Here is a 22,009-nt window from a genome sequence, read left to right as displayed (position 1 = left end):
ATACTTTATAAAGGAGAGTAACGAGGTATGGAAAAAGAATCTGGGTTTTTGTGGGGAGGAGCAGTATCAGCTGCTCAATGTGAAGGGAATTATTTAGCAGAGGGAAGGTTGCCATCAAACTTTGATTATCTACCTTTGGATGAGCGTAGACTGAAAGCAGTATATAAGAATCAGGAGTCTTCACTTCTTGAGACTCAGGGGAGTGAGGTTTATCCAGGACGCTTTGGCAATGATTTTTTTAATCGGTACCAATCGGACATTAAACTGCTTAGCGAGTTAGGAGTGAACAGCTTTCGCTTTTCTATTTCCTGGTCAAGAATTTTTCCGACAGGTGAGGAACAGGAGCCAAATGAAGCTGGGTTGGCCTTCTATGATCGGCTGCTGACGGAGTTGGAAAATTATCAGATTGAACCAATTGTAACGCTTTCCCATTTTGAATTACCTGTGCATTTGGTAAAAAAATACAATGGCTGGGGAAATCGGAAGGTTGTGGATTTATTTGTTCATTATGCTGAGACAGTCATGACAGCCTTTAAAGGGAGAATTACTCGTTGGATTCCTTTTAATGAAATGAACATGGTCCTGCACATCCCATATATTGGTGGCGGTATTTTGTTCGAAGAAGGTAAGGACAATTTGTCTACTCAATATCAGGCGGGACATCATCAGCTTCTAGCCAATGCTTTAACCATCAAGGCAGGTAGAAAAATTGATACTAAAATGCAGTTTGGTGCTATGCTGGCTGCTGGAAAAACCTATGCATATACTTGTGATCCAAAAGATGTATTTGCAGCACTGCAGCAGGAAAGAGAAAATCTGTTGTTTTCAGATGTTCAAGTTTTCGGCGAATATCCTAGATTCTTTTCTACGTATTGTAAGCAGCATAATCTTTCTCTGGAAATCAGTGAAGCAGACCAAGAAATTTTACGAGAAAATACAGTAGATTTTGTTTCATTCAGCTACTATTCCAGTGCTTGTACAGCCGCCGAAGAAACAGGCATTGATCGAGTTGCAACGAACGGGGACACCACCCTGAGAAATCCATATCTGCCAAAAAGTAAAAGTGTTTGGCAGGATGATCCTTTGGGATTGCGAATTACCTTGAATCAGCTGCATGATCGCTACCGAAAACCGTTGTTTATTGTTGAGAACGGAATCGGAACCCAAGATGAATTTTCTGAAGGCAAAGTTCACGATGATTATCGAATTCATTATTTGAAGGAGCATGTAAAAAGTCTAGTGCTTGCTGTTGAAGAAGATGGCATCGATGTAATCGGCTATTTAATGTGGGGAATCATCGATTTGCCAAGTGTTAGTGAGGGGAAAATCAGTAAACGTTATGGCGTTATCTATGTAGATCAAGATGATGTAAATAATGGCAGCCACGAACGATACAAAAAGGACAGCTTCTATTTTTATCAACAAGTGATTGCGACGGATGGAAAGTATGCATTTGAATAGAGAGGGGTAAATAAAATGAGAAAGTATGAAGAATTATCAAGAGAGATTATCCGAAGTCTTGGGGGAAAGGATAATATAAATTTTGCGGTGCACTGTGCTACACGATTACGTTTCAACCTGAAAAATTCGGAACTAGTTCAGGAAGAACAATTAAGGAACATTGAGGGAGTGGTTGGAGTTAATCCGACAACAACTCAATTACAGGTAATTATTGGCAGTCATGTAGGGGAAGTGTTTGCTGAGGTTATTCGTCAGGGGATTACCAATGGAGATAGTGAAGAGAACGCAACAACCGCTGCGACTTCTTCAAAGGAAGCAAGCATTTTCAGTAAAGTAGTGGATACGATTACCGGTTGTATGACACCGATGATTCCTGCACTAACCGCTGCAGGGATGATTAAGGTTATTCTGTCCTTATCAACGACTTTTAATTGGATGTCCAACGAATCTAGCACGTATCGAGTATTAGATTTTATAGGTGACGGTGCGTTTTACTTTATGCCTATTTTACTAGCCGTGTTCGCAGCAAATAAATTCAAAGTCAACACCTCAATTGCAATTATTGTTGTAGGCGTTTTCCTGCATCCTAATTTTAGTTCTTGGGTTGCTTCAGGAGATCCGATTTCATTTCTAGGGATGCCGATTCAAGGGGTCATTTATGCGGCATCAGTGATTCCTGCATTGTTAACAATTTGGATAATGTCCTATATCGAACGGGCTGTTGATAGAGTAACGCCTAAATCGTTAAAGATTTTACTGAACCCTACGTTAGTTCTGTTAATCACTGCACCACTAGCTTTAATTGTGATTGGACCTTTAGGCAATTATGCTGGTCAAGGTTTAGCTTGGGTAATCAATCTGCTGCAAGGACAGCTGGGCTTCATAATGGTTGCTTTATTAGCAGCAGCCATGCCGTTTATCGTTATGACAGGGATGCACCATGCGCTGACGCCGATTTTTGTTGCTTCGTTTGCCGCAACTGGTACTGAATCGTTGATTTTAGTCGCTCAAATTTGTGCGAATTTGGCCCAAGGAGGGGCTACCTTAGCAGTAGCTGTGAAATCGAAACAAAAGAATGTAAAATCGATTGCAACGGCCGCTGGAATTTCGGCGATCATGGGAATTACCGAACCAGCTCTTTATGGGATCACTATGAAATTCAAAAAACCATTAATTGCAGCTTGTATTAGTGCGGGAATTTCAGGCTGTTTTGCTGGATTGATGCATGTAACGTTGTATGTACCTCAAAATAGCTTAATGGCGATTTTAGGTTTTTCTGGTGAAAAAGGGACCTCTAACGTAATTGCCGGGTTGGTTATGATGGCAATGTCAGTAGTTTTATCCTTTGTCTTGACTTTGATTCTTCAAAAAGAGGAAACTGGTGAAGCAGCCACCACGGAAAGTACGGAGAACTTAGCGGCAAATACTTAATAAATGGGAATTGTAGGACAGATCGTATGGGTCTGTTCTACAATTTTTTATAGGAAAGAGGAACTAAAGATGAAAATTTTTCTAAATGAGTACGATCAAGAAACGTTAGAAAAAGCAGAAAGCTTGTTTTTTAACGGAAACGGTTCAATTGGTCTGAGAGGGAATTTAGAAGAAGCTTATTACGAGCAATTTGCTACCAACCGTGAAACATATATGAATGGTTTTTATGAAACCAAGGACATTCATTATCCAGAAAAAATGTTTGGTTTTACTCCCACTGGTGAGACGATGATCAGTGTTATCGATGGTCAAACAACTTTAATAACTATTGGCGGAGAGCCGTTTTCGATTGAACGAGGAGAAGTTAGTCAATCAGTTCGTTACTTGGATATGGAAAAAGGCTTGACCGTACGTGAGTTGCTTTGGAGCTCACCAAAAGGTTTGAAAACCAAAATCAAAATTTCTCGTTTAGCCTCCTTTATTCATAAAAATCTGTTTTCAATGAAAATTGATTTTGATCGACTGAATCATAATGAGCCGATAGAACTGACCACACATCTGAATTTCTATCCAATTCGGACTATCGACAAAAATGATCCTAGAATGAGTCATGATTTTCAAACAATTCAAATTGGAAAGATCGATTTAGCTGAAAGAACCTGTCGTTTCAGAACAAAACAATCACATCTGACAGCGGAATTAAAATGGTCAATTACTGGCAAGCTGGAACAAACCATCGAAGCAGAAAGAATCACTGTATTTTCGTCTTTAGAAGGTAACAGTTATCAAAAGAACTTAAGTTACAAGTTTCGTACCGACAATCATAGTGGGATTGAAAAAAGCTTCGACGAGCTGGCTGCTTTACAGGAAGATTATCTAAAAGAATTTTGGCGGACAGCCAAGGTTGAGATTGATAGCCAGGAAAAGTTGGAAGAAAGTGTAAACTATAGCACCTTTGCTTTGCTGCAGTCATTAGGAACTGATGGAAAAAGTAGTATCGCTGCCAAGGGATTAAGTGGAAGTGGTTATGAAGGGCATGTTTTCTGGGATGCCGAGATGTACGTTTTCCCGGTATTTCTGCATTTGAAGCCTAAACTGGCCAAGGCCTTGCTTGAATTTCGTTACCATACTTTAGGAAAAGCCAAAGAAAATCGAGAACTTTACGGCTATCGAACAGGGGCACTTTATCCATGGCGAACTATTTCAGGCACAGAGTCCTCGCCTTTTTTTGAAGGCGGTTCTGCCCAGCATCACATCAATGCTGATATTGCCTATGCTTTTATCAGTTATTATCGCTACACAGATGATTTATCGTTTATGATCGATTGTGGATTTGAGGTGATGGTTGAGACAGCTCGTATTTTTGCTGAAATTGGTTATATAAAGAATCATCAATTCCATATTGATAAAATTACTGGACCGGATGAATATACAGTTTTGGTTAATGACAATTACTATACCAACAAGTTAGTCGCCTATCAATTTGAATGGATTGCAAGACTAAGAAAGATTATTCAAAAGAGTGATCCAGGTGCCTGGCAAGAGTTGGCTAAAAAGCTTTCCCTCGAGGAAGAAGAAATAAGTGATTTTCAAATTTTTGCGGAAATAATGGCTTTGCCTTATGAAAAAGAGCTGGGCATCATAGCTCAGGATCGAGACTTTTTGAACAAAAGTAAATGGCCGTATTCACCAGAGGAAACCCACTATCCGCTTTTATTAAACTACCATCCTCTAACTATTTATCGTTATCAAATAGCAAAGCAAGCAGATGCTGTACTAGCCTTAATGCTGTTTCAAGATCAGTTTGACCAAGAAACGATTCGGAAGAGTGTTGCTTATTATGATCATGTAACGACCCATGATTCTTCGTTGTCTTACTCGATTTTTTCAACTGTTTATAGTCGGTTAGGTAGTACTAAGAAGGGCTATCAATATTTGTTAGAAAATGCTCGAACTGACTTAGACAATAGTCATAAGAATACTAAAGATGGGATTCACACGGCTTCAATGGGTGGTACTTTTATGGCGTTGGTTTATGGTTTTTGTAATTTGCAAATAATAAATGACCAACTAGTTTTGGACCCCAATTTACCGAAAGAAATACGGTCGATTTGTTTTGTGACGCAATTCAAAGATCAATCATATCGAATTTTTGTGGACCACCATGTATATGAAATTACATCGCTCTGAGCTGATTTTGTAAGATGAATCAATGATTATATTAAGACAACCCATTTGACAGGTTGTCTTTTTTATTAAGGTCTTACCAGTAAAAGGGTCATTTACTTTTACTACAACCGTCAGAATAAATAGAAGATGTCAACGCTTTTTGACATAAAAAAGGCAATTGCAAACGAGAATTGCTAGCTAATGCAGGATTTTGCTTTTATGATTGTAGGAGAGGGGGGATAGGAATGATTGGAGAGATATTGAAAGACCAGAGAAAGATATTGAATATGACCCAACAGCAGGTTGCCGATCAGCTTCATATTTCAAGACAAACGATATCCAACTGGGAAACTGGCAAAAGCCTGCCAGATGTTTCTATGTTACTTGAAATTAGTGTGCTTTTTGACCTCTCTTTGGACTATTTAATAAAAGGAGATCCACAGCTGATGAAAAAAATCAAAGAGGATACGACTCTGAATCAAATGATTTCAAAGGGGATTTTTTTACTGATTATTTGTTTAACAGCCTCGCTATTTTCTGTACTGTCACTTCCTTTAAAGGGATTACAAATGAATAATGGAATGATCGTGTTCTCTGCAGATGTCTTGCTGCAATTAGCTGCTGTGGTTGTGGTAATTTGGATGATTATTATTTATACCAAAAATTTTTATGAAAAAGTCGATAACCACATCCAAAAATCAATTCATCGAATTATTCAAGTATTCTTAGTAGTTTCATTGGGTGTCACTAGTGGCTGTGTTGTTTTGACGGTATTAAATTATATGGGGATCATTCGTTTTCTACTGTAAAGCTGCAGAACAAACAGACTCTAAAAGGTTCTAGAGGGAACTTTTTTCTGCTGAACAATTTGTAACGGAGGAAAATAGAGTTGAAAGTGCTTACGTGACTGTGTACAATGTGGGTAATAAAAGGGGGTTGCTTTATGGGGAGAAAGGAACTGATTTTTGATTTTATTACTGAACAAACCGGGAAATTTGTTGCAGGAGAAAAAGACCTAAAGCTAGATTCTACACAAATCTCTGAAGAATTACATATTGCACGCTATAACGTTAGTCGTGATTTGAACAGGTTAGCTGAGGAAGGGAAGGTTTTGAAATTTTCTGGTCGCCCTGTTCATTTTCTTTCTAAAGAGCTGGTGGAGGAAGCAACCGGGCATAAATTTATTACCGACGAGGTGCTTGATTTTAATGAGTTGAGCAAGCAGCTTTTGTCAGAGGAAGGAAGCTTGCCGGTTGATTATCCGTTTACTGAGTTAATTGGCTACGATGGTTCGTTAGAAAATGCCATTCGACAGGCAAAAGCAGCATTGCTCTATCCACCTAACGGATTGCATACTCTTTTGACCGGGCCTTCTGGATCAGGAAAAACCACGTTTGCTCGTTTTATGTACCAATATGCTGAGCGGGTAGGAACCTTAACTGAAAATGCCCCCTATGTAGTGTTCAATTGTGCGGATTATTCCAATAATCCGCATTTGCTGCTGGATCATTTGTTTGGCCATGTGAAGCAGGCTTTTACTGGTGCAGAGACTGATAAGGCAGGTTTGATTGAGACAGCAGATCAGGGGATCTTGTTTCTGGATGAAATTCATCGCCTGGCGCCAGAAGGGCAGGAAATGCTTTTTTCTATCATGGATCGAGGGGAATATTATCGTTTAGGAGAATCAACACAGTCGCGCAGAGTCCAGGTATTAATTATTGGGGCGACCACTGAAGAAATTCAAGGAACAATTTTGGCAACCTTTTTACGGCGAATTCCTTTAACAATTAATATGCCTAGTGTGAAGGAACGAGGACTAACAGAAAAAATCAAACTGATTTATTTTTGCTTCGAGCAGGAATCCAAGAAAATTAATCGAAAACTGCAGGTTAATGAAGATGTGGTTCGTTTCTTTTTGCAATATGATCCGGTTGGAAATATTGGACAGATTAAAAATGATGTGCAATTATTGTGTGCCAATGCTTTAGTTGACAGCATTTCCAATCAACAAGAGATCGTTCAGGTGAAGCTTTCCCATCTGTCTACCTATTTAATTGATCAGTTTTACTATGCTCATTCTAATGAAATGAATGATCAGCAAATGCGGGAAAAGTTGAAGCTGTTAAAAATTGATGAACTGGTATTTACGCCGCAGCAGGAAAAGAATACAAATCCGTTTTTATTAGTGGATGAGGAAGAGAGTGTTTCTCACGATGTTCTACAAACCTATCAACGTTATCTGGAAGGGAAGGGCTCGCTGTCGCCTCTAAAAACGATTATTCATGGCAAGACTCAAGAATTGGCGGAAAAGCAGCAAAATCGTCAGCAGCCTATTTTTAAAATAGTTTCACGAAAAAACTATGAGGTCACTGTTAATATTTTGAAAAAAATCGCACAGGTCAATCACTATCATCTGGACGAAAGTAATATTAAAAGTTTGGCATTGCATTTGGATACGTTAATCGAAAAAATTTCTGAAGGCTATTCATTTCGGGACAATTCGTTTCTGGAGCACAAACGTCAAAATGATTTTGAACTGAAAAAGGAGCTGGAGGTAGCTGAGCATATTTGCAAAGAAATTTCCAAACAGCTGGAGGTTGAACTGCCTGAGAGTGAAAAATATTTTATCTCGCTATATTTGAAGGCGATGAATGAGAAATACACGGAGAAAAAAATAGGCGTGCTAATCCTGACTCATGGCAATGCTGCTGCGACAGATTTTGCGGCAACGGCTAATCAGCTATTGAATGTTGAACACGCAGTAGGTCTCAACATGCCACTCTCTCAATCTGTGGGTGAAACCTTGGAAAAAGCAACAGGGATTGTTCAAAAGATTGATCAAGGCAAAGGTGTAGTCATTCTTAGTGACATGGGCTCTTTGAATATGTTTGGCGATATTATCACTAAAAAGACCGGAATTACAACTGAAACGATAAAGATGGTTACGACGCCTATGGCAATTGAGGCAACAAGAAAATCACTACTGCCCAAAATGACATTGAGAAAATTGGCTGAAGATATTGTTGAGCAGAGCGGCTATATCGGAAATAGTGTGCAAGAATTTCAGGAGAAGAATTTGGAGGAAGGCAGTGAAATTTTTGGAGAGGATCGTCGAGGTAAGATCATTTGTATTTTGGAAGAAAGCCTAATTTTCTTAGATGGAGCCACTATTTATGATTTGTTAGAGGTAGAAGCGAAGCAAATTTGTGAACAATACCAGATTAATCATTATGAAGATTTCTGGATCAAGTTTTTGTTTCACACGAGCAGTATGCTGGAGCGAGCAATTCGCAAAGAACAGTTTTTACGAGAGGAAACAAAGCAAATTATTCAACAGAACCCCGCCCTGCACGCCTATTTACGGGAAATGCTCATACCGATTGAGAATCGGTTTGCGATTTCAATTGAAGAAAGTGAAGTCAGCTTTTTAATGGAGTTGATTGAAGTAAATTCTGGAATGACAGTTTAACAGCACACAAGTGAATAATCGACAGCACACTAACCAAACAGTGCAGCACACATGAAGTAAAAAGACGAATTAAGTGAGAGTCACAAGACAACCAATTAAGTAAAAGGTTGTTTTGCGGCTCTTTTTAGGCAGTTCACAAAGTTGGCACAGGGCTTGCTTTATAGAGAGGTGAGGAGGTGAAAGGATGATTGGATTATTGATACTTACTCATGGTGAACTGGCAAAAGGCTATTTGTCAGCAGCGGAGTTGATTTCAGGAAAAGCAGAAAATATTGATTCATTGGGCTTATTTCATGAAACAAGTATTGAAGCATTCAAGGATGCAGCGGCTGAAAAAATACAGGCATTGGATCAGGGAGAAGGTGTTTTAGTTTTTTGCGACATCTTCGGAGCAAGTCCCTACAACGTGACTGCACAAAATTATCATCTGTTAAAAGGGAAGGTAAATTATCGTTCAGTGACGGGCGTAAATTTACCGATGGTGATCGAAGCAATTTGCAGTCGTGAAACCATGGAGCTGGATCAGCTGGCTCAATATATTCAAACTGTGGGCAAAGAGGGTATTAAGGAATTATTTGAGACAATGGGAAGGAAGGAACAACATGAGTGAAATTGTACTAACCAGAATTGATGACCGCTTGATCCACGGCCAGGTGATGACTGCGTGGGTAAAGAAAACAAGAGCGAATCAAATATTGATTATTGACGATGACGTTGCCAAAGATGAATTTATGCGAGAAGTATTAAAAATGTCAGCCCCCAATGGAATTGACATCGTTGTGCAGGGATTAGATGATGCAGTAGTTTTTTTAAATCAGCAAGGGGATAAAAACAAGCGCTTGATCATTTTAGTCAAAGGGCCAGCTGTGATTGAAAAACTGCTAGAAAGTGGTATAGCAATTGATAAGTTAATTGTTGGTGGTATGGGAGCAAAAGCAGAAAGACGTGTCTTGTATAAAAATATCTCAGCATCAGATGAGGAACGGGCGGTATTCAAACGGATGATCGATCGCAATATTCCAGTGATGATTCATATTATCCCTGATCAGAAGGAAACGGACCTTTCTAAATTTCTTTAAAATTTCCAGCAGCAAAAAAAGGAGGAGAAAAAATGTTAATATCTGCAATTTTAGTTGCCATTATTTCGACAGTTTGTAACTGGTGGCCTAGTCACTTGATCACTCGATCGTGGCTTTATCCCATTTGGTCTGGTTTCTTGGTAGCTTTGGCAATGGGAGAGCCACTAGTAGGGATGCAGGCGGCAGCGTACATCAACTTGGCTTACCTGGGCTGGATTACTGCAGGAGGAACGATGCCAGGAAACTTGCCGGTGGCGGCAGTATTTGGTACAGCAATGACTATTCTGTCTGGTGCAGATCCAAGCTTGGCAGTAACTTTCGCTGTTCCATTTAGCTTGTTCGGAATTTTGACCTTCCAGCTAACAATGTCTATCAATGCATTATGGGTTCACCAAGCAGAAAAATTTTTAGACAATGGCAATATTCGTGCCATGCGAATGATGAATTATGTTCCTTCAGGAATTTTGAATTTTGTGATTACTGGAATTCCAGCTTTCATCTTAGTTTATTTTGGCGCTGAACCGATGCAGAATTTATTGAATATGATTCCTGATTCTTTTGTTACAGCAATGCAGGTAGTCGGGGCAATTATGCCAGCATTAGGAATTGCTATGTTGATCAGCTTCATGGGAAACAAAAAAATCATGCCTTTCTTCTTTTTAGGATTTGTTTTAGCCGTTTATTTGAAATTGGATGTTATGGCAATCACTGCAATTGCTGCAATTCTTGGTTTTGTATTCTACAACACCGGTTTCTTGGATATGAAACCAGCTGGAAAGGAGCAATCATAGATGGAAGTAAAATTAACTAAAAAAGAGATGTTAAAGAATTGGGCCTTAACCTATTCTAGTGAAACCGCCTATAACTATGAACGATTGCAGGCTCTAGGTCAAGCCAATGCCATGGTTCCGGTAATTCGCAAGCTGTATCCTGATGACAAGGAAAGACAAGTAAAGGAATTGAAAAAGTATTTTGTTTTTTACAATACGGAGCCTTCTTTTATAGGAACCATGATTCCAGGTGTAGCTGCAGCGATGGAGGAACAAAGAGCTAACGGTGCCGAAGACATCACAGATGAAACAATCAACTCCCTTCGCACGGGATTGATGGGACCGATCGCTGGGATTGGAGACACAGTCAGTCAGGGGATTGTTTACCCGATTCTAGCAGGGATTGCCTGCTCATTGGCGATTGACGGCAGCTATGTAGGACCAATCTTTTTTGAGATTGCCTATAAAGCATGTTTAATTGGTTTCGGTTGGAATATGTACCGGTTGGGTTATCAAAAAGGGAAATCGTTTATTTTAACTATGCTGCGGGAAGGCACAATTGCTCGTCTGACAGAAATTTTCAGTATGATCGGTTTGATGGTAGTCGGTTGTATGACTGCTTCGCGAGTAAATGTGGAAATTCCATTGATCTTAGATATCAAAGGAGTGGAGCTGAATGTTCAAGAACAGGTAATAAATGCCTTGATGCCAGGCTTGGTGCCTTTGGGGATAACTATGCTGGTGTACTGGTTAGTTCGTAAGAAAGTGAACATCAATTTGATTATTCTAATCATTTTTGTCTTAGGAATTACGTTGGCTTACCTTGGTGTGCTGGGAGTTCCTAAAGGCTAGAGGGAGGACTTGATGAAGGCAGTTGAATTAGTCTCAATTGGTCAATTGACATTAGTAGAAAAAGAAAAGCCCTCGCCGAAAAAAGGCGAGGTGCTGTTAAAAATCATGGCTTGCGGTATTTGCGGGTCGGATATTCCGCGAACCTTTGTTACAGGATCTTACCATTTTCCAACGGTTTTAGGTCATGAGTTTTCGGGGGAAATTGTTGCTTTGGGTGAGGAGGTTCCGGAAAACTATCTAGGTAAAAAAGCTGCCGTTTTTCCGTTACTGCCCTGTAACGAATGCGAATTTTGTCGATCAGGAAATTATGCCCAATGTACAAATTATAATTATTTTGGTTCACGAACCGATGGTGGTTTTGAAGAATATTTAGCTGTTCCGTTATTCAATTTGGTTCTATTGGAAGATCAGGTAAGCTTTGAGGAAGGGGCTATGGTAGAGCCGGCTACAGTTGCCCAGCATGTTATCAATAAGGCACAATTAACACTAGGAGATTCAATTGTTGTTTTCGGTGCTGGACCAATTGGAGTGATGGTAGCGCAGTGGGCTAAGATCAATGGGGCAGCCAAGGTTTTACTAGCTGACATTGATCAGAAAAAAGTTGATTTTGCCAAAGAGCTAGGCTTTGAGTTTGTTTGCAACAGCGGGGAAATTCCAATCGAAGAGTTCATTAAACAGACCTTAGATGGAAAGCTAGCTGATGTGGCAGTGGAAGCAACTGGCTCCAGTGCAGCCTTTGATCAATGTGTCCAGTCGATGCGGGCGTTTGGTCGGGTGGTATTGCTGGGCAATCCTCACTCTGACATGATGCTGAAACAGAAGACTTATGATCAGTTCATGCGTAAGGAAGGAACGATTGTCGGTATGTTTAATAGTATTTACGATAAAATTCCTAAAAATGAGTGGCAGGTAACTGCGCAAGCCATTGCGGCTGGAACCCTGATTTTAGAACCATTGATTACTCATAAAGTAGCAATCGAGGAATTGATCGAGGCATTTAATATGGTTCACGAGAAAAAAGAATTCTACAACAAGGTGTTGATGCTGCATGAAGACATATTATGAAAATACTCAAGCAGTGATGAAAGAATTAGGTCAATTGTTAGGCAAAGTTTCTCAGGAACAGATAACTAGTTATGCAGTGGAGCTTTTGCAAGCAGAACAAGTTTTCTTTATCGGTGTCGGACGTGTGAGGCTAGCGCTGGAAGCCGCCGTAAAACGTTTGACGCATTTGGGCATTCATTGTCACATGGTTGGAGATTTGAATGAGCCGCCGATTACTAGGAATGATTTGTTAGTAGTAGGCAGCGGTTCAGGGGAATCAGTGATTCCTTTAGAAATTGCCAAAAAAGCTAAAGGGTTTGATGCTCGTATTGTTCATTTAACTTCCAATTCAACAAGCTCTATTGCTCAATTGGCGGACGTCATTGTTCAATTTGAGAGCCCATCGAAAAGTTCGCGGGTTTTTACATCTATTCAACCTATGACTACTGTGTTCGAGCAAGCTCTGCTATTGTTCCATGATGTTTTGACCTTGCAATTGATGGAAGAAAAAGGAATAAGCTTTGAAGAGTTGAAAGCCAATCATGCAAATTTAGAATAGAGGGAAATGTTTTGAAAAAGAAAGCAGCAATGATTACTGGAGCAGCTGGCGGCTTAGGTCGGGCTGTGGTAGAAAAATTAGTTGATCAAAATTTTATGGTATTTGTTAACGACAATAATCAAGAACGATTGGATGTCTTAGTAGAAGCATACGGTACCGACAGTGTTTACCCAATGTGTTTTGATGTTACGGAAGAAGCTGCTTGGAAGAAAGCGGCAGCAACTATACAGGAAAAATTTGAGAAATTAGATGTTTTATTTAATAATGCTGGAATTTTTAAAATAGATACGATTGAGGATACAACTGTTGAGCTTTGGGAGAAGACCATGGCGGTGAACACGTTAAGTATGTTTTTAGGAATTAAGGAAATGCTTCCCTTATTAAGTGAAGGCAGCAGTGTCATTAATACTGCGTCAATCGCCTCTTTCTTGGGGTCTAAAAACCGCATTGCTTATGCAGCTTCCAAGGGAGCCGTGGCTTCACTAACTAAAGCTGCCGCAATCGAATTAGCGCCGCGAGGTATTCGGGTAAATTCTGTACATCCCGCCTATATCAAAACTCAAATGGCAGAACATGCTGCTCAAGCGACCGAACGCACAATGGAAGAAATGGGGCAGCGTATTCCGTTGTACAACCGAATCAGTACTGCTGAAGAAGTTGCCGACGCAGTAGTCTTCTTGGCTACAGAGGGTTCACGCTTTATGACCGGTGCTGAAATGGTTGTTGATGGTGGACAATCGGTTAACTAATTAAGGAGGAACGCGAATGGTACAATTATCACCTTCACTGATGTGTATGGACTTAGGCAAATTCAGTGAACAAATTACCTACTTGAATACGGTGATGGACTATTACCACATTGATATCATGGATGGACACTACGTAAACAATATGACTTTATCACCATGGTTTATTCAACAATTACAAGCCCATACTGACGTTCCGTTGGATGCGCATTTAATGGTAACGAATCCAGTCGAATATGTAGAACCACTATTAGATCTAGGGGTGGAAGTAATTAGTATTCATGCCGAACATTTAAATGGACATGCATTTCGGGTGAGTCAAGCAATTAAAGCGCAAGATAAAAAAATGGGCGTTGTCCTAAACCCAGAATCACCTATGGAGTTAATTTTAGACTATTTGCATTTAATTGATATTGTAACGGTGATGACAGTAGATCCTGGATTTGCCGGTCAGAAATTTATTGTAGAGAGTTTGAATAAGGTTCGTTGGCTGAAGAATTATCGAGAAGAAAATAATCAATCATTTTTAATTCAAATCGACGGTTCTTGCAACGAGAAAACTTATCAAACCATGCTGGATGCGGGAGCGGATATTTTTATTATTGGTTCCAGTGGTTTGTTCAGCTTAGATTCAGACATTAAAAAAGCTGTCGCAATGCTAAATGACCATTTAGCAAGTGCCATAGTTTAAAAAAATAACCGAACGACCTTTAGCGATAACTCCTTTGAAATAGAAGGGTTTAGCTGAATGGTCGTTCGGTTTGTATCATTTTATGCAAATATTTCTTGAGTTTTTTACTCTATGGTTCCTTTAACGCCTTCAATCACTGCATTGCGAAAGCCGTGTTTCTCTAGAGCGACAACACCTTTAATTGTTGTACCGCCGGGGGTTGCGACACCATCTTTTAATTCACCGGGATGCTTCTTGGATTGGAGAGCCAACTCGGCAGCTCCCTTAATCATTTGTTCGGCAATTTGATAAGAAAGTTCACGATTTAGACCGTAAAAAACGCTGGCATCAGACAATGCTTCAATAAACAGATCGACAAATGCTGGTCCGCAACCAGCCACAGAACCTACAATGCCTAACAAGGACTCATCAATTTCAATTAGTGATCCTAGCAGCTGCAAGCTTTGATCAATTATTTCTTTGTCAGCAGCACTTAATTGTTCGCTATAGGAGATGCCTAAGACCCCTTCATTTACTGACACAGGAGTGTTGGGAATACAGTGAGCCAAGGGATAATCTGATCCTAAGACCTCAGTCATTTCTGCAATATCAACCCCAGCCGCTACTGAAACCAATGGAATTTTCTTATCCGTAACAGCAGCAGGTAAAGACTGGATAATCGGCAGGACCCCAGCCGGATTCACTGCAACGATTAATAAAGAAGCTTCAGTTAAGTCCTCTAATTGATCAACCAAAGTAAAGCCTAATTCTTTCTGCCGTTTCTTCGCTGTTTGACTTCGGCCCCCTTTAACTAAAATATCTTGCGCGGGAATCTTCCCTGAAGCGATTAAACCTTGAATCATTGCGCTGCCCATATGACCAGCACCAAAAAAGCCAATTTTCATAACAAAAAACCTCCTCCTTCTCATTATAACGAGAAAGGGGAGGAAAGCTAAGGGGTTTGCTTTACTTTTGATTTTTACGATAGCAAGGCTGCTTCAGCTAAGCTGATTTCTTTAGTGAAGCAGCTTGTACGTAGTTGCTATTAGTGTGTTGTGCTTGCGCCTTATTGCCGACAGCCATAATCTTGGCTCTTTCTAAAATGGCTTCTTTTCTTTTATTTTCATAAGCATCAATTTGTTGGAAATAAGCATTTTTTTTCGTTTGGTTTGTTTGATATCTCCAGGTAATCAAGGCGACTAGCAACAATAATCCTAGTAAATAAAACATATTGAACACCTCCATGACCCTATTGTAGATGATTGTTTGCAATTCAAGTAGGACATATGTCATACTTGAGAAAAAAATGGAGAAAAAAGATGGAAAATTATCAACTCACCGATGTTCATCGGAAATTATTGAGAAAGTATGGTCTTTCGGATCATGATACCAACTGTTTTATTCACTGGTATAAGGCAGGAGAAACAATTCATAATGAAGGAGAACCTTATCAGCATTTAATCATGGTTGTTTCCGGCAAGGCTAAGGTCTGTACGACAGCTTCAAACGGCAAGGATTTAGTACTAAGCTATTACTTATCTGGTGGTTTAATCGGTGATATGGAATTGGCAAGTACTAGTGATATTGGTACTGCATCAGTTGTAGCCTTGTCTAAGGTAGAGTGCCTAGTGATTCCTTATCAACACCAGCGCAATTTTTTGCTGCAAAATCTCACCTTTGTTCAACATTTGGCTCGCGGCTTGTCGGAAAAATTATTGTTAAGCTCGCAAAACTATGTTTCTACAGCTCTTTATACAGGCGAACAGCGTTTGTGCTCGTATATTTTGCAGGGAGCATACAAAGGCTATTTTCAAGATAATTTGACAGATGTAGCAGCGACAATTGGCATGAGCTATCGGCATATGTTTCGTTTGCTGAAAAATTTATGTGAAGAAGGCTTAATGGAGCGAGAAAATCACAGCTTTCTAATTTTAGATGAAGAAGAGTTGCATGCTCGTTCCTCTGAAGCTGTGGAAGAAGTGAAAAACGACTAGTGGAGTAATGTACCGACCTCCAGAAATTAGATTTTTGGTCTAATTTTTTGGAGGCGATACAAATCCATTAGTCGTTTTTTTGCCAGTCCTGCTTTTTGCAGTTTATAAAATTTTGTTATTAGCGCATTGGTCAATTAAGAGTTTACGAAGTCTGGCAGGCGAAGTCGGCATATCTGTTTTAAGTAAACATACATAAAAAGAGTTTTATTCAAGCTTGTGCCAGTTACGAGGGTTTGCCTTGATGGAAAACCATTTAACAGAACTTCAGGCAGAAGTCGCCCATCCTCTATAGGTGGGTGATGAATGCCGTTTTTTGTTTAGGGGGACGGTGCAACTAAAAAAAGATAAAAAGCTATTGCTACGCTATTCTTCGCATGATATAATCACCTAAAAGAACGCACGTTCGCTTCTTTGGAACTGACAAAAGGGGTGGATATCATGGAACAACTAAAAGCTTACAAGTACCGCATCTATCCAACAGAACAACAAGCAATCTTCTTTGCCAAGACTTTTGGTTGTGTTCGAAAAGTCTACAACCTGATGCTGGATGAGCGGATAAAGACTTATGCGGTAATGAAGAATGATCCTTCCAAAAAATTGAAAAAGCCTACCCCAGCCAAATACAAGAACGACTATCCCTACCTGAAAGAAGTTGATAGTCTTGCCTTAGCGAATGCTCAGTTGAATTTGGACAAGGCCTACAACAACTTCTTTCGCGATAAACGTGTCGGTTTCCCTAAATTCAAAAGCAAAAGCAGTCCGGTTCAAAGTTACACTACCAATAATCAACACGGTACCATTTCTCTAGTGGAAAACAACTATATCAAACTACCAAAGCTAAAATCCCTTGTCCGTATAAAACGCCATCGCCAACCAAAAGGAAATATTCGATCCGTAACAATCTCTTATCATTCAAGCGGTAAATATTACCTTTCTTTGTTGTGCAAAGAAGACATTCACGAGCTTCCTAAAACGAATTCGGTTATTGGCATCGATCTGGGGATTACAGACTTTGCCATTCTTTCGGATGGACAGAAGATTGACAACCATCGCTTTACCGCCGAAATGGAACGGAAGTTAACACGTGAACAGCGAAAGCTTTCTCGTCGAGCTGTACAAGCTAAGAAAGCAGGTAAAAAGCTAAGTGAAGCCAAGAACTACCAAAAACAAAAACGCAAAGTGGCAAGATTGCACGAAAAAGTCAAAAACCAACGCCACGACTTTCTAAATAAGTTGAGTACCGATCTTATCAAAAACCACGATGTGATCTGTATTGAAGACTTACATACGAAGGGTCTATTGCGGAATCATAAATTAGCCAAAAGTATCTCGGATGTCTCTTGGTCCAGCTTTGTGGCGAAACTCCAGTACAAAGCCGACTGGTATGGACGAGAAATGCTTCAGGTAGATAGGTGGTATCCATCTAGTCAACTTTGTTCCGAATGTGGACACAAGGATGGTAAGAAACCACTTCAGATTCGAGCGTGGACCTGCCCGGTTTGTCAGGCTCACCATGATCGAGACATCAATGCCAGTATCAACATTCTAAACGAGGGACTTCGACTGCAAGCCCTCGTATAACCAAATCAAGAACCGTAGGAACTACGGGGATAGCTTGGTAAAAAAGAGAAGCCGCTGCAAACAAAGACATACTCTTGCAAGTAAGCTCTGTTCCCAAGAAGCTCCCACTTCAAGCATGAAGAACTGATAGGTTTAGCTAAGTGGCGGGTAGTTCACTCAATATCTATTGAGCCATTAGAAGAAAGCAATTTGTACTTAACCTATGGAGCTTCTTACTCAAGGTTCTATTGCGAAAGCTAATCTTTTTTACTTGCTGCATTTTCGATTTCGTAATTTGTTTCGATTATTTCAGCGATTCTGACTTTGTGATCTAAATTCTGCTGGTAGTTCAATGAAAAATAGCAGGCATACAAAGTATCTAAAATAAAATTGATCGAAGCCAATGAAGAAAAATCAGCAATTTTAGAGTAAGATTTTTCTCGAGTCGTCGTATTCAAGACAACATCAGCCAACTCAGCTAGACGATTATTGCCGATGCTGGTGATTGCGATAATCGGCACTTGATTCTCTTGTAAAAGTGTAACTGTCTTTAATAAGGTTGGTGTATCGCCAGAATAAGAAATGCAAATGGCACAATCATCGGGAGAAGCCATTGCAGCAGCATGAAATTGATTGTCAGAGATGAGAGTAATTTCAGCCTCTTTATCAATTCGTCCCAGTTTAAAAACAAATTCTTCTCCTGCATAGTTCAAATGATCTACCGCAAATATCCGAATTTTTTTACTTCTCTCCATGATCCGAACGGCTTGGTGAAGGTCATCATGAGAAATCAGGGACAGTGTATCTTGAATACTTTCCACATGCAGTTGTCCCATTTTTTCAATGATTGTCATCATTGGATCTTTGACATAAAAGGGAAGATTGGCATCAATGGATTGAAAATATTTTTTCAGGTAATTGATTTCTGTTAAGAAGTTTTCTTTGAATTCTACCCAGCCGGCACAATCTAGTTTTTGAGCAATCTGCACTAAAATCGAAGGGGAAGTGAAGGTCTCCGCAGCGATAGCTTTCACAGAGTAATCCTTGATTAAAGTCTTCTTCTCTAAAATAAAATCTATAACGACTTTTTCATTGGGAGAAAAAGGATATTCTTTCATTCTGTCAGTTAATAACATCAGGTCACCTCTTCTATTTCTTTGCTTAAAAGTATAGGTGATTGCTGAGACGAACACAATATGAGTAGGGAAATAAACAATAAAGAAGGGGAAATAAATACTTTTGGTGTTGAAAAAAGTTGAACAGAAGAACCTTTTTAAACAAAAATAGTTAATTTAAAGAGCAGGGAAATCGCTTGTGCAAGCAGTTTAACTTACTGAGACCGGTGGTAATAATAATGTGGTGAGGTCAGTGAGTAACGAAGACACAAAAAGATAGCAGCTCTCGAGGTTTAGGTATTGATTTTGGTTGTTTTTTATTATGCGAAAAAACATACTAATTTGGAGCTCAAATTTTTGTCTAAACTTGAGGAGACTGCTACCCTTTAAGAGAGTCATAAAAAGAAGGAGGACTTTACTAATGAGGTATACAAATGGGAATTACGAAGCGTTTGCTAAAAGCAGAAAACCAGAGGGCGTAGAGGATAAAAGTGCTTATATTGTAGGCGCAGGTCTGGCTGGATTGGCAGCAGCTGTGTTCTTAATTCGTGATGGACACATGAAGGGGGAGCATATTCACATTTTTGAAGAGTTGTCTCTTTCTGGAGGTTCGTTGGATGGCAAGTTTATTCCTCATGATGGATTTGTTACTCGTGGCGGTCGGGAAATGGAAAATCACTTTGAATGCTTATGGGATTTGTTTCGTTCAGTACCCTCCTTAGAAGTTGACGATGCATCAGTTTTAGATGAATTTTATTGGCTAGACCACGATGATCCTAATTCGTCTAACTGTCGAATCATTCATAATCGTGGCGAACGTGCTGCTGATGATGGAGAATTTACATTATCGAAAAAGGCTCAACGAGAATTGGTTGAACTATTTATGACATCGGAGGATCAGTTAATTGGTAAGCGGATTGAGGATGTTTTTGGTGAAGAATTTTTTGCCTCAAATTTCTGGTTGTACTGGTGCTCAATGTTTGCCTTTGAAAAATGGCATTCTGCAATTGAAATGCGCCGCTATGTTATGCGTTTTATTCATCATATTAAAGGACTACCTGATTTCACAGCTTTGAAATTTACACGCTACAATCAATACGAATCATTAGTCAAACCACTATTAAGCTTCTTAAAGGATCAAGGAGTAGATTTTCAATACGAAACAAAAATCGAGAACATTGAAGTAGATATTCAGTCTGACAGCAAGACAGCAAAAAAAATTGTTTTGACCAAAGCGGGTAAAGCCGAAACCATTGATTTAACTCAAAAAGATTTGGTTTTTGTTACCAATGGCTCCATTACAGAAAGTTCAACCGAAGGGGATCATTATACACCTGCACCCATAACACATGATTTAGGCGGTAGTTGGAAGCTTTGGAAAAATTTAGCCCAACAGTCATCTGAATTTGGTCATCCTGAAGTATTTTGTGATAATTTACCGAATGAGAGCTGGTTTGTTTCAGCAACTGTTACTTGGGAGAACTTTGATATTGAACCTTATATTAGTCGGTTAACCCAAAGAAAATTGCGGACGGGTCGGATTGTTACTGGCGGAATTATTACCATCAAGGATTCTAATTGGTTAATGAGCTTTGCAACCCATCGTCAGCCTCATTTTAAAGAACAAGAGGACCAGCAAACGGTTACGTGGGTGTATGGATTGCTTTCCAATACTCCGGGTAATTATATTAAGAAGCCGATTGAAGAATGTTCTGGTAAAGAGATTGTTCAAGAACTGATGTACCATCTTGGAGTACCAGAGGAAGATATTCAACGTTTTTCAGAAGAATCTTGCAGAGTCGTTCCAGTTTATATGCCGTTTATTACCTCTTACTTTATGTTGCGGGAACCTGGCGATCGTCCACTAGTTATTCCTAACGGTTCAACCAATTTGGCCTTTATTGGAAACTTCGCTGAAACGCAGCGGGATACTGTTTTTACTACAGAATATTCGGTACGTACAGCGATGGAGGCTGTATATCAGCTGCTGGATGTCGAGCGTGGGGTACCAGAGGTATTTGCTTCAGCCTATGATTTGCGAACGCTAGCAAATTCTGTTTACTATTTAACGGATAAAAAGAAACTGACTGAGATGGATATGCCATTTGTAGAACGCAAGTTAGTAGAGCGTTTTGTAAAGAAGGTTGAAGGTACCTATATCAGTGACGTTTTGAAGGATAACCATTTAATTTAAGCAAAGAAAAATACGGGAAGACTGATTCTATCGGTTTTCCCGTATTTTTTAGCTACATAAAGTAAAGTGAGCGATGTATAATGAATTAAAGGGTAAAAAAGGGAGTAATCAATGGGGAAATTCAGTCGAATCATGCTAATACTTAGTATAATTTTTTTTAGTGCTTGTTCTCAAAAGGATGCAGCTAGACAACCAAAAAATGAGGAAAAGCAAAGTAGTCACATGAGTAAAAAAAAAGAAGGAGATCAGCTGGCTGCTGATTATCCAGGTACACTTTTGGCGTGGATATACCAAGATGAAGCTTTTTGTTTTGATTATGAAGAGTTTACGGTTGATCAGTACAATAAGTTTGTTTCGACAGAGAATAACACCCGAGGTACATATGTTTATAATCCGCAAAAATCTGCGGCGGTTCATGTAACCTACGAGATGGAGTCAATCGCTAAAAAAATAAGCAATAAAATTGACCGCAAGGAAGTCGTCAAGGATGGAACCTTTTGGGCAATTGCTGTTCCAAATAGAGAAATAGTTTTTTCAACGGACGAGCAGTTGGCTAACAGCCGTTGGCATCGTGTACCAATAATGAATTATCTTAATTTAAAGGGTTTCCAACGAACAAACGGCGGAAATGAAAAATTGCCCAATGATCTGAAGGTTCGCTATCATCAATATGAAAATAGTGAGGGAAAAGTGGTTAAACTTTATCTAGATGAGGCCCCACAACTTTACGGAGTTGGGATTAGTAATATTAACAGACCTGAAGAGGAACAAAAGCTGTTTATCATTAGTAACGTTTCACAAACGATTCCAGAGGATTTGTTCAAAACGGATGACTATGCGCCAAAATGAGATAAAATTAGCAAATTAATTGTAAGGTAGCAGTGGCTAGTCTTATT

Annotated in this window: 20 protein-coding genes; 17 read left to right on the top strand and 3 right to left on the bottom strand. The window is 39.5% G+C overall.

The genetic code is table 11. From position 1 onward, the window contains the following. The first annotated feature begins 27 nt into the window (after window positions 1-27). The 13 genes from IGI49_RS19390 to alsE all read left to right on the top strand — a co-directional run bounded on the left by IGI49_RS19390 (window position 28) and on the right by alsE (window position 14,271). On the top strand, window positions 28-1,461 hold the full coding sequence (locus tag IGI49_RS19390; RefSeq protein WP_429965928.1) for a glycoside hydrolase family 1 protein: 1,434 nt from the start codon (window positions 28-30) through the stop codon (window positions 1,459-1,461). A gap of 15 nt (window positions 1,462-1,476) precedes the next feature. Further along, window positions 1,477-2,892 carry a PTS transporter subunit EIIC gene (locus IGI49_RS19385; RefSeq protein ID WP_429965929.1) on the top strand — a complete coding sequence of 472 codons (1,416 nt, stop codon included), beginning with the start codon at window positions 1,477-1,479 and terminating at the stop codon, window positions 2,890-2,892. A gap of 69 nt (window positions 2,893-2,961) precedes the next feature. After that, window positions 2,962-5,082 carry a glycoside hydrolase family 65 protein gene (locus IGI49_RS19380; RefSeq protein WP_429965930.1) on the top strand — a complete coding sequence of 707 codons (2,121 nt, stop codon included), beginning with the start codon at window positions 2,962-2,964 and terminating at the stop codon, window positions 5,080-5,082. 224 nt (window positions 5,083-5,306) lie between these two features. Beyond that, entirely contained in the window at window positions 5,307-5,870 is a 564-nt protein-coding gene (locus IGI49_RS19375) for a helix-turn-helix domain-containing protein (protein WP_429965931.1), read from the top strand. A 134-nt stretch (window positions 5,871-6,004) separates the two neighbouring features. After that, complete coding sequence (locus IGI49_RS19370; RefSeq protein WP_429965932.1) at window positions 6,005-8,530, top strand: sigma-54-dependent transcriptional regulator; 2,526 nt, start codon at window positions 6,005-6,007, stop codon at window positions 8,528-8,530. 184 nt (window positions 8,531-8,714) lie between these two features. Beyond that, window positions 8,715-9,140, top strand: a complete 426-nt coding sequence (locus IGI49_RS19365; RefSeq protein ID WP_429965933.1) for a PTS sugar transporter subunit IIA — start codon at window positions 8,715-8,717, stop codon at window positions 9,138-9,140. Continuing rightward, the gene (locus IGI49_RS19360; RefSeq protein WP_429965934.1) at window positions 9,133-9,609 is read left to right on the top strand and encodes a PTS system mannose/fructose/N-acetylgalactosamine-transporter subunit IIB; all 477 of its coding nucleotides are present in this window, start codon (window positions 9,133-9,135) and stop codon (window positions 9,607-9,609) included. The genes IGI49_RS19365 and IGI49_RS19360 overlap by 8 nt, the downstream gene beginning before the upstream one ends. 32 nt (window positions 9,610-9,641) lie before the next feature. Next, window positions 9,642-10,400: a PTS mannose/fructose/sorbose/N-acetylgalactosamine transporter subunit IIC gene (locus tag IGI49_RS19355; protein WP_242704325.1), complete on the top strand. Its 759-nt coding sequence runs from the start codon at window positions 9,642-9,644 to the stop codon at window positions 10,398-10,400. Further along, entirely contained in the window at window positions 10,401-11,231 is an 831-nt protein-coding gene (locus IGI49_RS19350) for a PTS system mannose/fructose/sorbose family transporter subunit IID (RefSeq protein ID WP_242704324.1), read from the top strand. A gap of 12 nt (window positions 11,232-11,243) precedes the next feature. Then, window positions 11,244-12,296 (top strand): galactitol-1-phosphate 5-dehydrogenase, encoded by a 1,053-nt coding sequence (locus IGI49_RS19345; protein WP_429965935.1) that lies wholly within the window; start codon window positions 11,244-11,246, stop codon window positions 12,294-12,296. Then, complete coding sequence (hxlB, locus tag IGI49_RS19340; protein WP_429965936.1) at window positions 12,280-12,834, top strand: 6-phospho-3-hexuloisomerase; 555 nt, start codon at window positions 12,280-12,282, stop codon at window positions 12,832-12,834. The genes IGI49_RS19345 and hxlB overlap by 17 nt, the downstream gene beginning before the upstream one ends. Window positions 12,835-12,845: 11 nt before the next feature. Further along, window positions 12,846-13,583 carry an SDR family NAD(P)-dependent oxidoreductase gene (locus tag IGI49_RS19335; RefSeq protein ID WP_429965937.1) on the top strand — a complete coding sequence of 246 codons (738 nt, stop codon included), beginning with the start codon at window positions 12,846-12,848 and terminating at the stop codon, window positions 13,581-13,583. Window positions 13,584-13,599: 16 nt separating this feature from the next. Further along, window positions 13,600-14,271, top strand: coding sequence for a D-allulose 6-phosphate 3-epimerase (gene alsE, locus IGI49_RS19330; protein ID WP_429965938.1), 672 nt, complete (start codon window positions 13,600-13,602; stop codon window positions 14,269-14,271). A 104-nt stretch (window positions 14,272-14,375) separates the two neighbouring features. On the opposite strand, the gene proC is transcribed toward alsE, so the two are convergent. Together proC and IGI49_RS19320 are read right to left on the bottom strand one after the other, a co-directional pair. Next, window positions 14,376-15,155, bottom strand: a complete 780-nt coding sequence (gene proC, locus IGI49_RS19325; RefSeq protein ID WP_429965939.1) for a pyrroline-5-carboxylate reductase — start codon at window positions 15,153-15,155, stop codon at window positions 14,376-14,378. Between the two features lie 97 nt (window positions 15,156-15,252). Then, on the bottom strand, window positions 15,253-15,480 hold the full coding sequence (locus IGI49_RS19320) for a hypothetical protein (protein ID WP_429965940.1): 228 nt from the start codon (window positions 15,478-15,480) through the stop codon (window positions 15,253-15,255). An 89-nt stretch (window positions 15,481-15,569) separates the two neighbouring features. Here IGI49_RS19320 and IGI49_RS19315 point away from each other — a divergent pair, with 89 nt between their 5' ends. Together IGI49_RS19315 and tnpB are read left to right on the top strand one after the other, a co-directional pair. Continuing rightward, window positions 15,570-16,244, top strand: coding sequence for a Crp/Fnr family transcriptional regulator (locus tag IGI49_RS19315; protein ID WP_429965941.1), 675 nt, complete (start codon window positions 15,570-15,572; stop codon window positions 16,242-16,244). A 438-nt stretch (window positions 16,245-16,682) separates the two neighbouring features. Next, window positions 16,683-17,825 (top strand): IS200/IS605 family element RNA-guided endonuclease TnpB, encoded by a 1,143-nt coding sequence (gene tnpB / locus IGI49_RS19310; RefSeq protein WP_429965942.1) that lies wholly within the window; start codon window positions 16,683-16,685, stop codon window positions 17,823-17,825. A 236-nt stretch (window positions 17,826-18,061) separates the two neighbouring features. On the opposite strand, the gene IGI49_RS19305 is transcribed toward tnpB, so the two are convergent. Further along, window positions 18,062-18,940 carry a MurR/RpiR family transcriptional regulator gene (locus tag IGI49_RS19305; protein ID WP_429965943.1) on the bottom strand — a complete coding sequence of 293 codons (879 nt, stop codon included), beginning with the start codon at window positions 18,938-18,940 and terminating at the stop codon, window positions 18,062-18,064. A 400-nt stretch (window positions 18,941-19,340) separates the two neighbouring features. On the opposite strand from IGI49_RS19305, the gene IGI49_RS19300 reads away from it, so the two are divergent. Next, a complete protein-coding gene (locus IGI49_RS19300; protein ID WP_429965944.1) occupies window positions 19,341-21,113 on the top strand; it encodes an oleate hydratase in 1,773 nt (590 codons plus the stop codon). A gap of 111 nt (window positions 21,114-21,224) precedes the next feature. Further along, window positions 21,225-21,962 (top strand): hypothetical protein, encoded by a 738-nt coding sequence (locus tag IGI49_RS19295; protein WP_429965946.1) that lies wholly within the window; start codon window positions 21,225-21,227, stop codon window positions 21,960-21,962. Window positions 21,963-22,009: the final 47 nt, after the last annotated feature.

It is taken from the genome of Enterococcus sp. AZ071 (genome assembly GCF_050499065.1).
GTDB classification, from domain to species: domain Bacteria; phylum Bacillota; class Bacilli; order Lactobacillales; family Enterococcaceae; genus Enterococcus_A; species Enterococcus_A ferrettii.
Note: the sequence above shows the minus strand (reverse complement) of the source record. Positions and strands in the feature narration are given on the sequence as shown.

Excerpts from the sequence above, each read along its gene's own strand:
- IGI49_RS19390 (WP_429965928.1), top strand. The coding sequence starts at position 28 with ATGGAAAAAGAATCTGGGTTTTTGTGGGGAGGAGCAGTATCAGCTGCT.
- IGI49_RS19385 (WP_429965929.1), top strand. The coding sequence starts at position 1,477 with ATGAGAAAGTATGAAGAATTATCAAGAGAGATTATCCGAAGTCTTGGG.
- IGI49_RS19380 (WP_429965930.1), top strand. The coding sequence starts at position 2,962 with ATGAAAATTTTTCTAAATGAGTACGATCAAGAAACGTTAGAAAAAGCA.
- IGI49_RS19375 (WP_429965931.1), top strand. The coding sequence starts at position 5,307 with ATGATTGGAGAGATATTGAAAGACCAGAGAAAGATATTGAATATGACC.
- IGI49_RS19370 (WP_429965932.1), top strand. The coding sequence starts at position 6,005 with ATGGGGAGAAAGGAACTGATTTTTGATTTTATTACTGAACAAACCGGG.
- IGI49_RS19365 (WP_429965933.1), top strand. The coding sequence starts at position 8,715 with ATGATTGGATTATTGATACTTACTCATGGTGAACTGGCAAAAGGCTAT.
- IGI49_RS19360 (WP_429965934.1), top strand. The coding sequence starts at position 9,133 with ATGAGTGAAATTGTACTAACCAGAATTGATGACCGCTTGATCCACGGC.
- IGI49_RS19355 (WP_242704325.1), top strand. The coding sequence starts at position 9,642 with ATGTTAATATCTGCAATTTTAGTTGCCATTATTTCGACAGTTTGTAAC.
- IGI49_RS19350 (WP_242704324.1), top strand. The coding sequence starts at position 10,401 with ATGGAAGTAAAATTAACTAAAAAAGAGATGTTAAAGAATTGGGCCTTA.
- IGI49_RS19345 (WP_429965935.1), top strand. The coding sequence starts at position 11,244 with ATGAAGGCAGTTGAATTAGTCTCAATTGGTCAATTGACATTAGTAGAA.
- hxlB (WP_429965936.1), top strand. The coding sequence starts at position 12,280 with ATGAAGACATATTATGAAAATACTCAAGCAGTGATGAAAGAATTAGGT.
- alsE (WP_429965938.1), top strand. The coding sequence starts at position 13,600 with ATGGTACAATTATCACCTTCACTGATGTGTATGGACTTAGGCAAATTC.
- proC (WP_429965939.1), bottom strand. The coding sequence starts at position 15,155 with ATGAAAATTGGCTTTTTTGGTGCTGGTCATATGGGCAGCGCAATGATT.
- IGI49_RS19320 (WP_429965940.1), bottom strand. The coding sequence starts at position 15,480 with ATGTTTTATTTACTAGGATTATTGTTGCTAGTCGCCTTGATTACCTGG.
- IGI49_RS19315 (WP_429965941.1), top strand. The coding sequence starts at position 15,570 with ATGGAAAATTATCAACTCACCGATGTTCATCGGAAATTATTGAGAAAG.
- tnpB (WP_429965942.1), top strand. The coding sequence starts at position 16,683 with ATGGAACAACTAAAAGCTTACAAGTACCGCATCTATCCAACAGAACAA.
- IGI49_RS19305 (WP_429965943.1), bottom strand. The coding sequence starts at position 18,940 with ATGTTATTAACTGACAGAATGAAAGAATATCCTTTTTCTCCCAATGAA.
- IGI49_RS19300 (WP_429965944.1), top strand. The coding sequence starts at position 19,341 with ATGAGGTATACAAATGGGAATTACGAAGCGTTTGCTAAAAGCAGAAAA.
- IGI49_RS19295 (WP_429965946.1), top strand. The coding sequence starts at position 21,225 with ATGGGGAAATTCAGTCGAATCATGCTAATACTTAGTATAATTTTTTTT.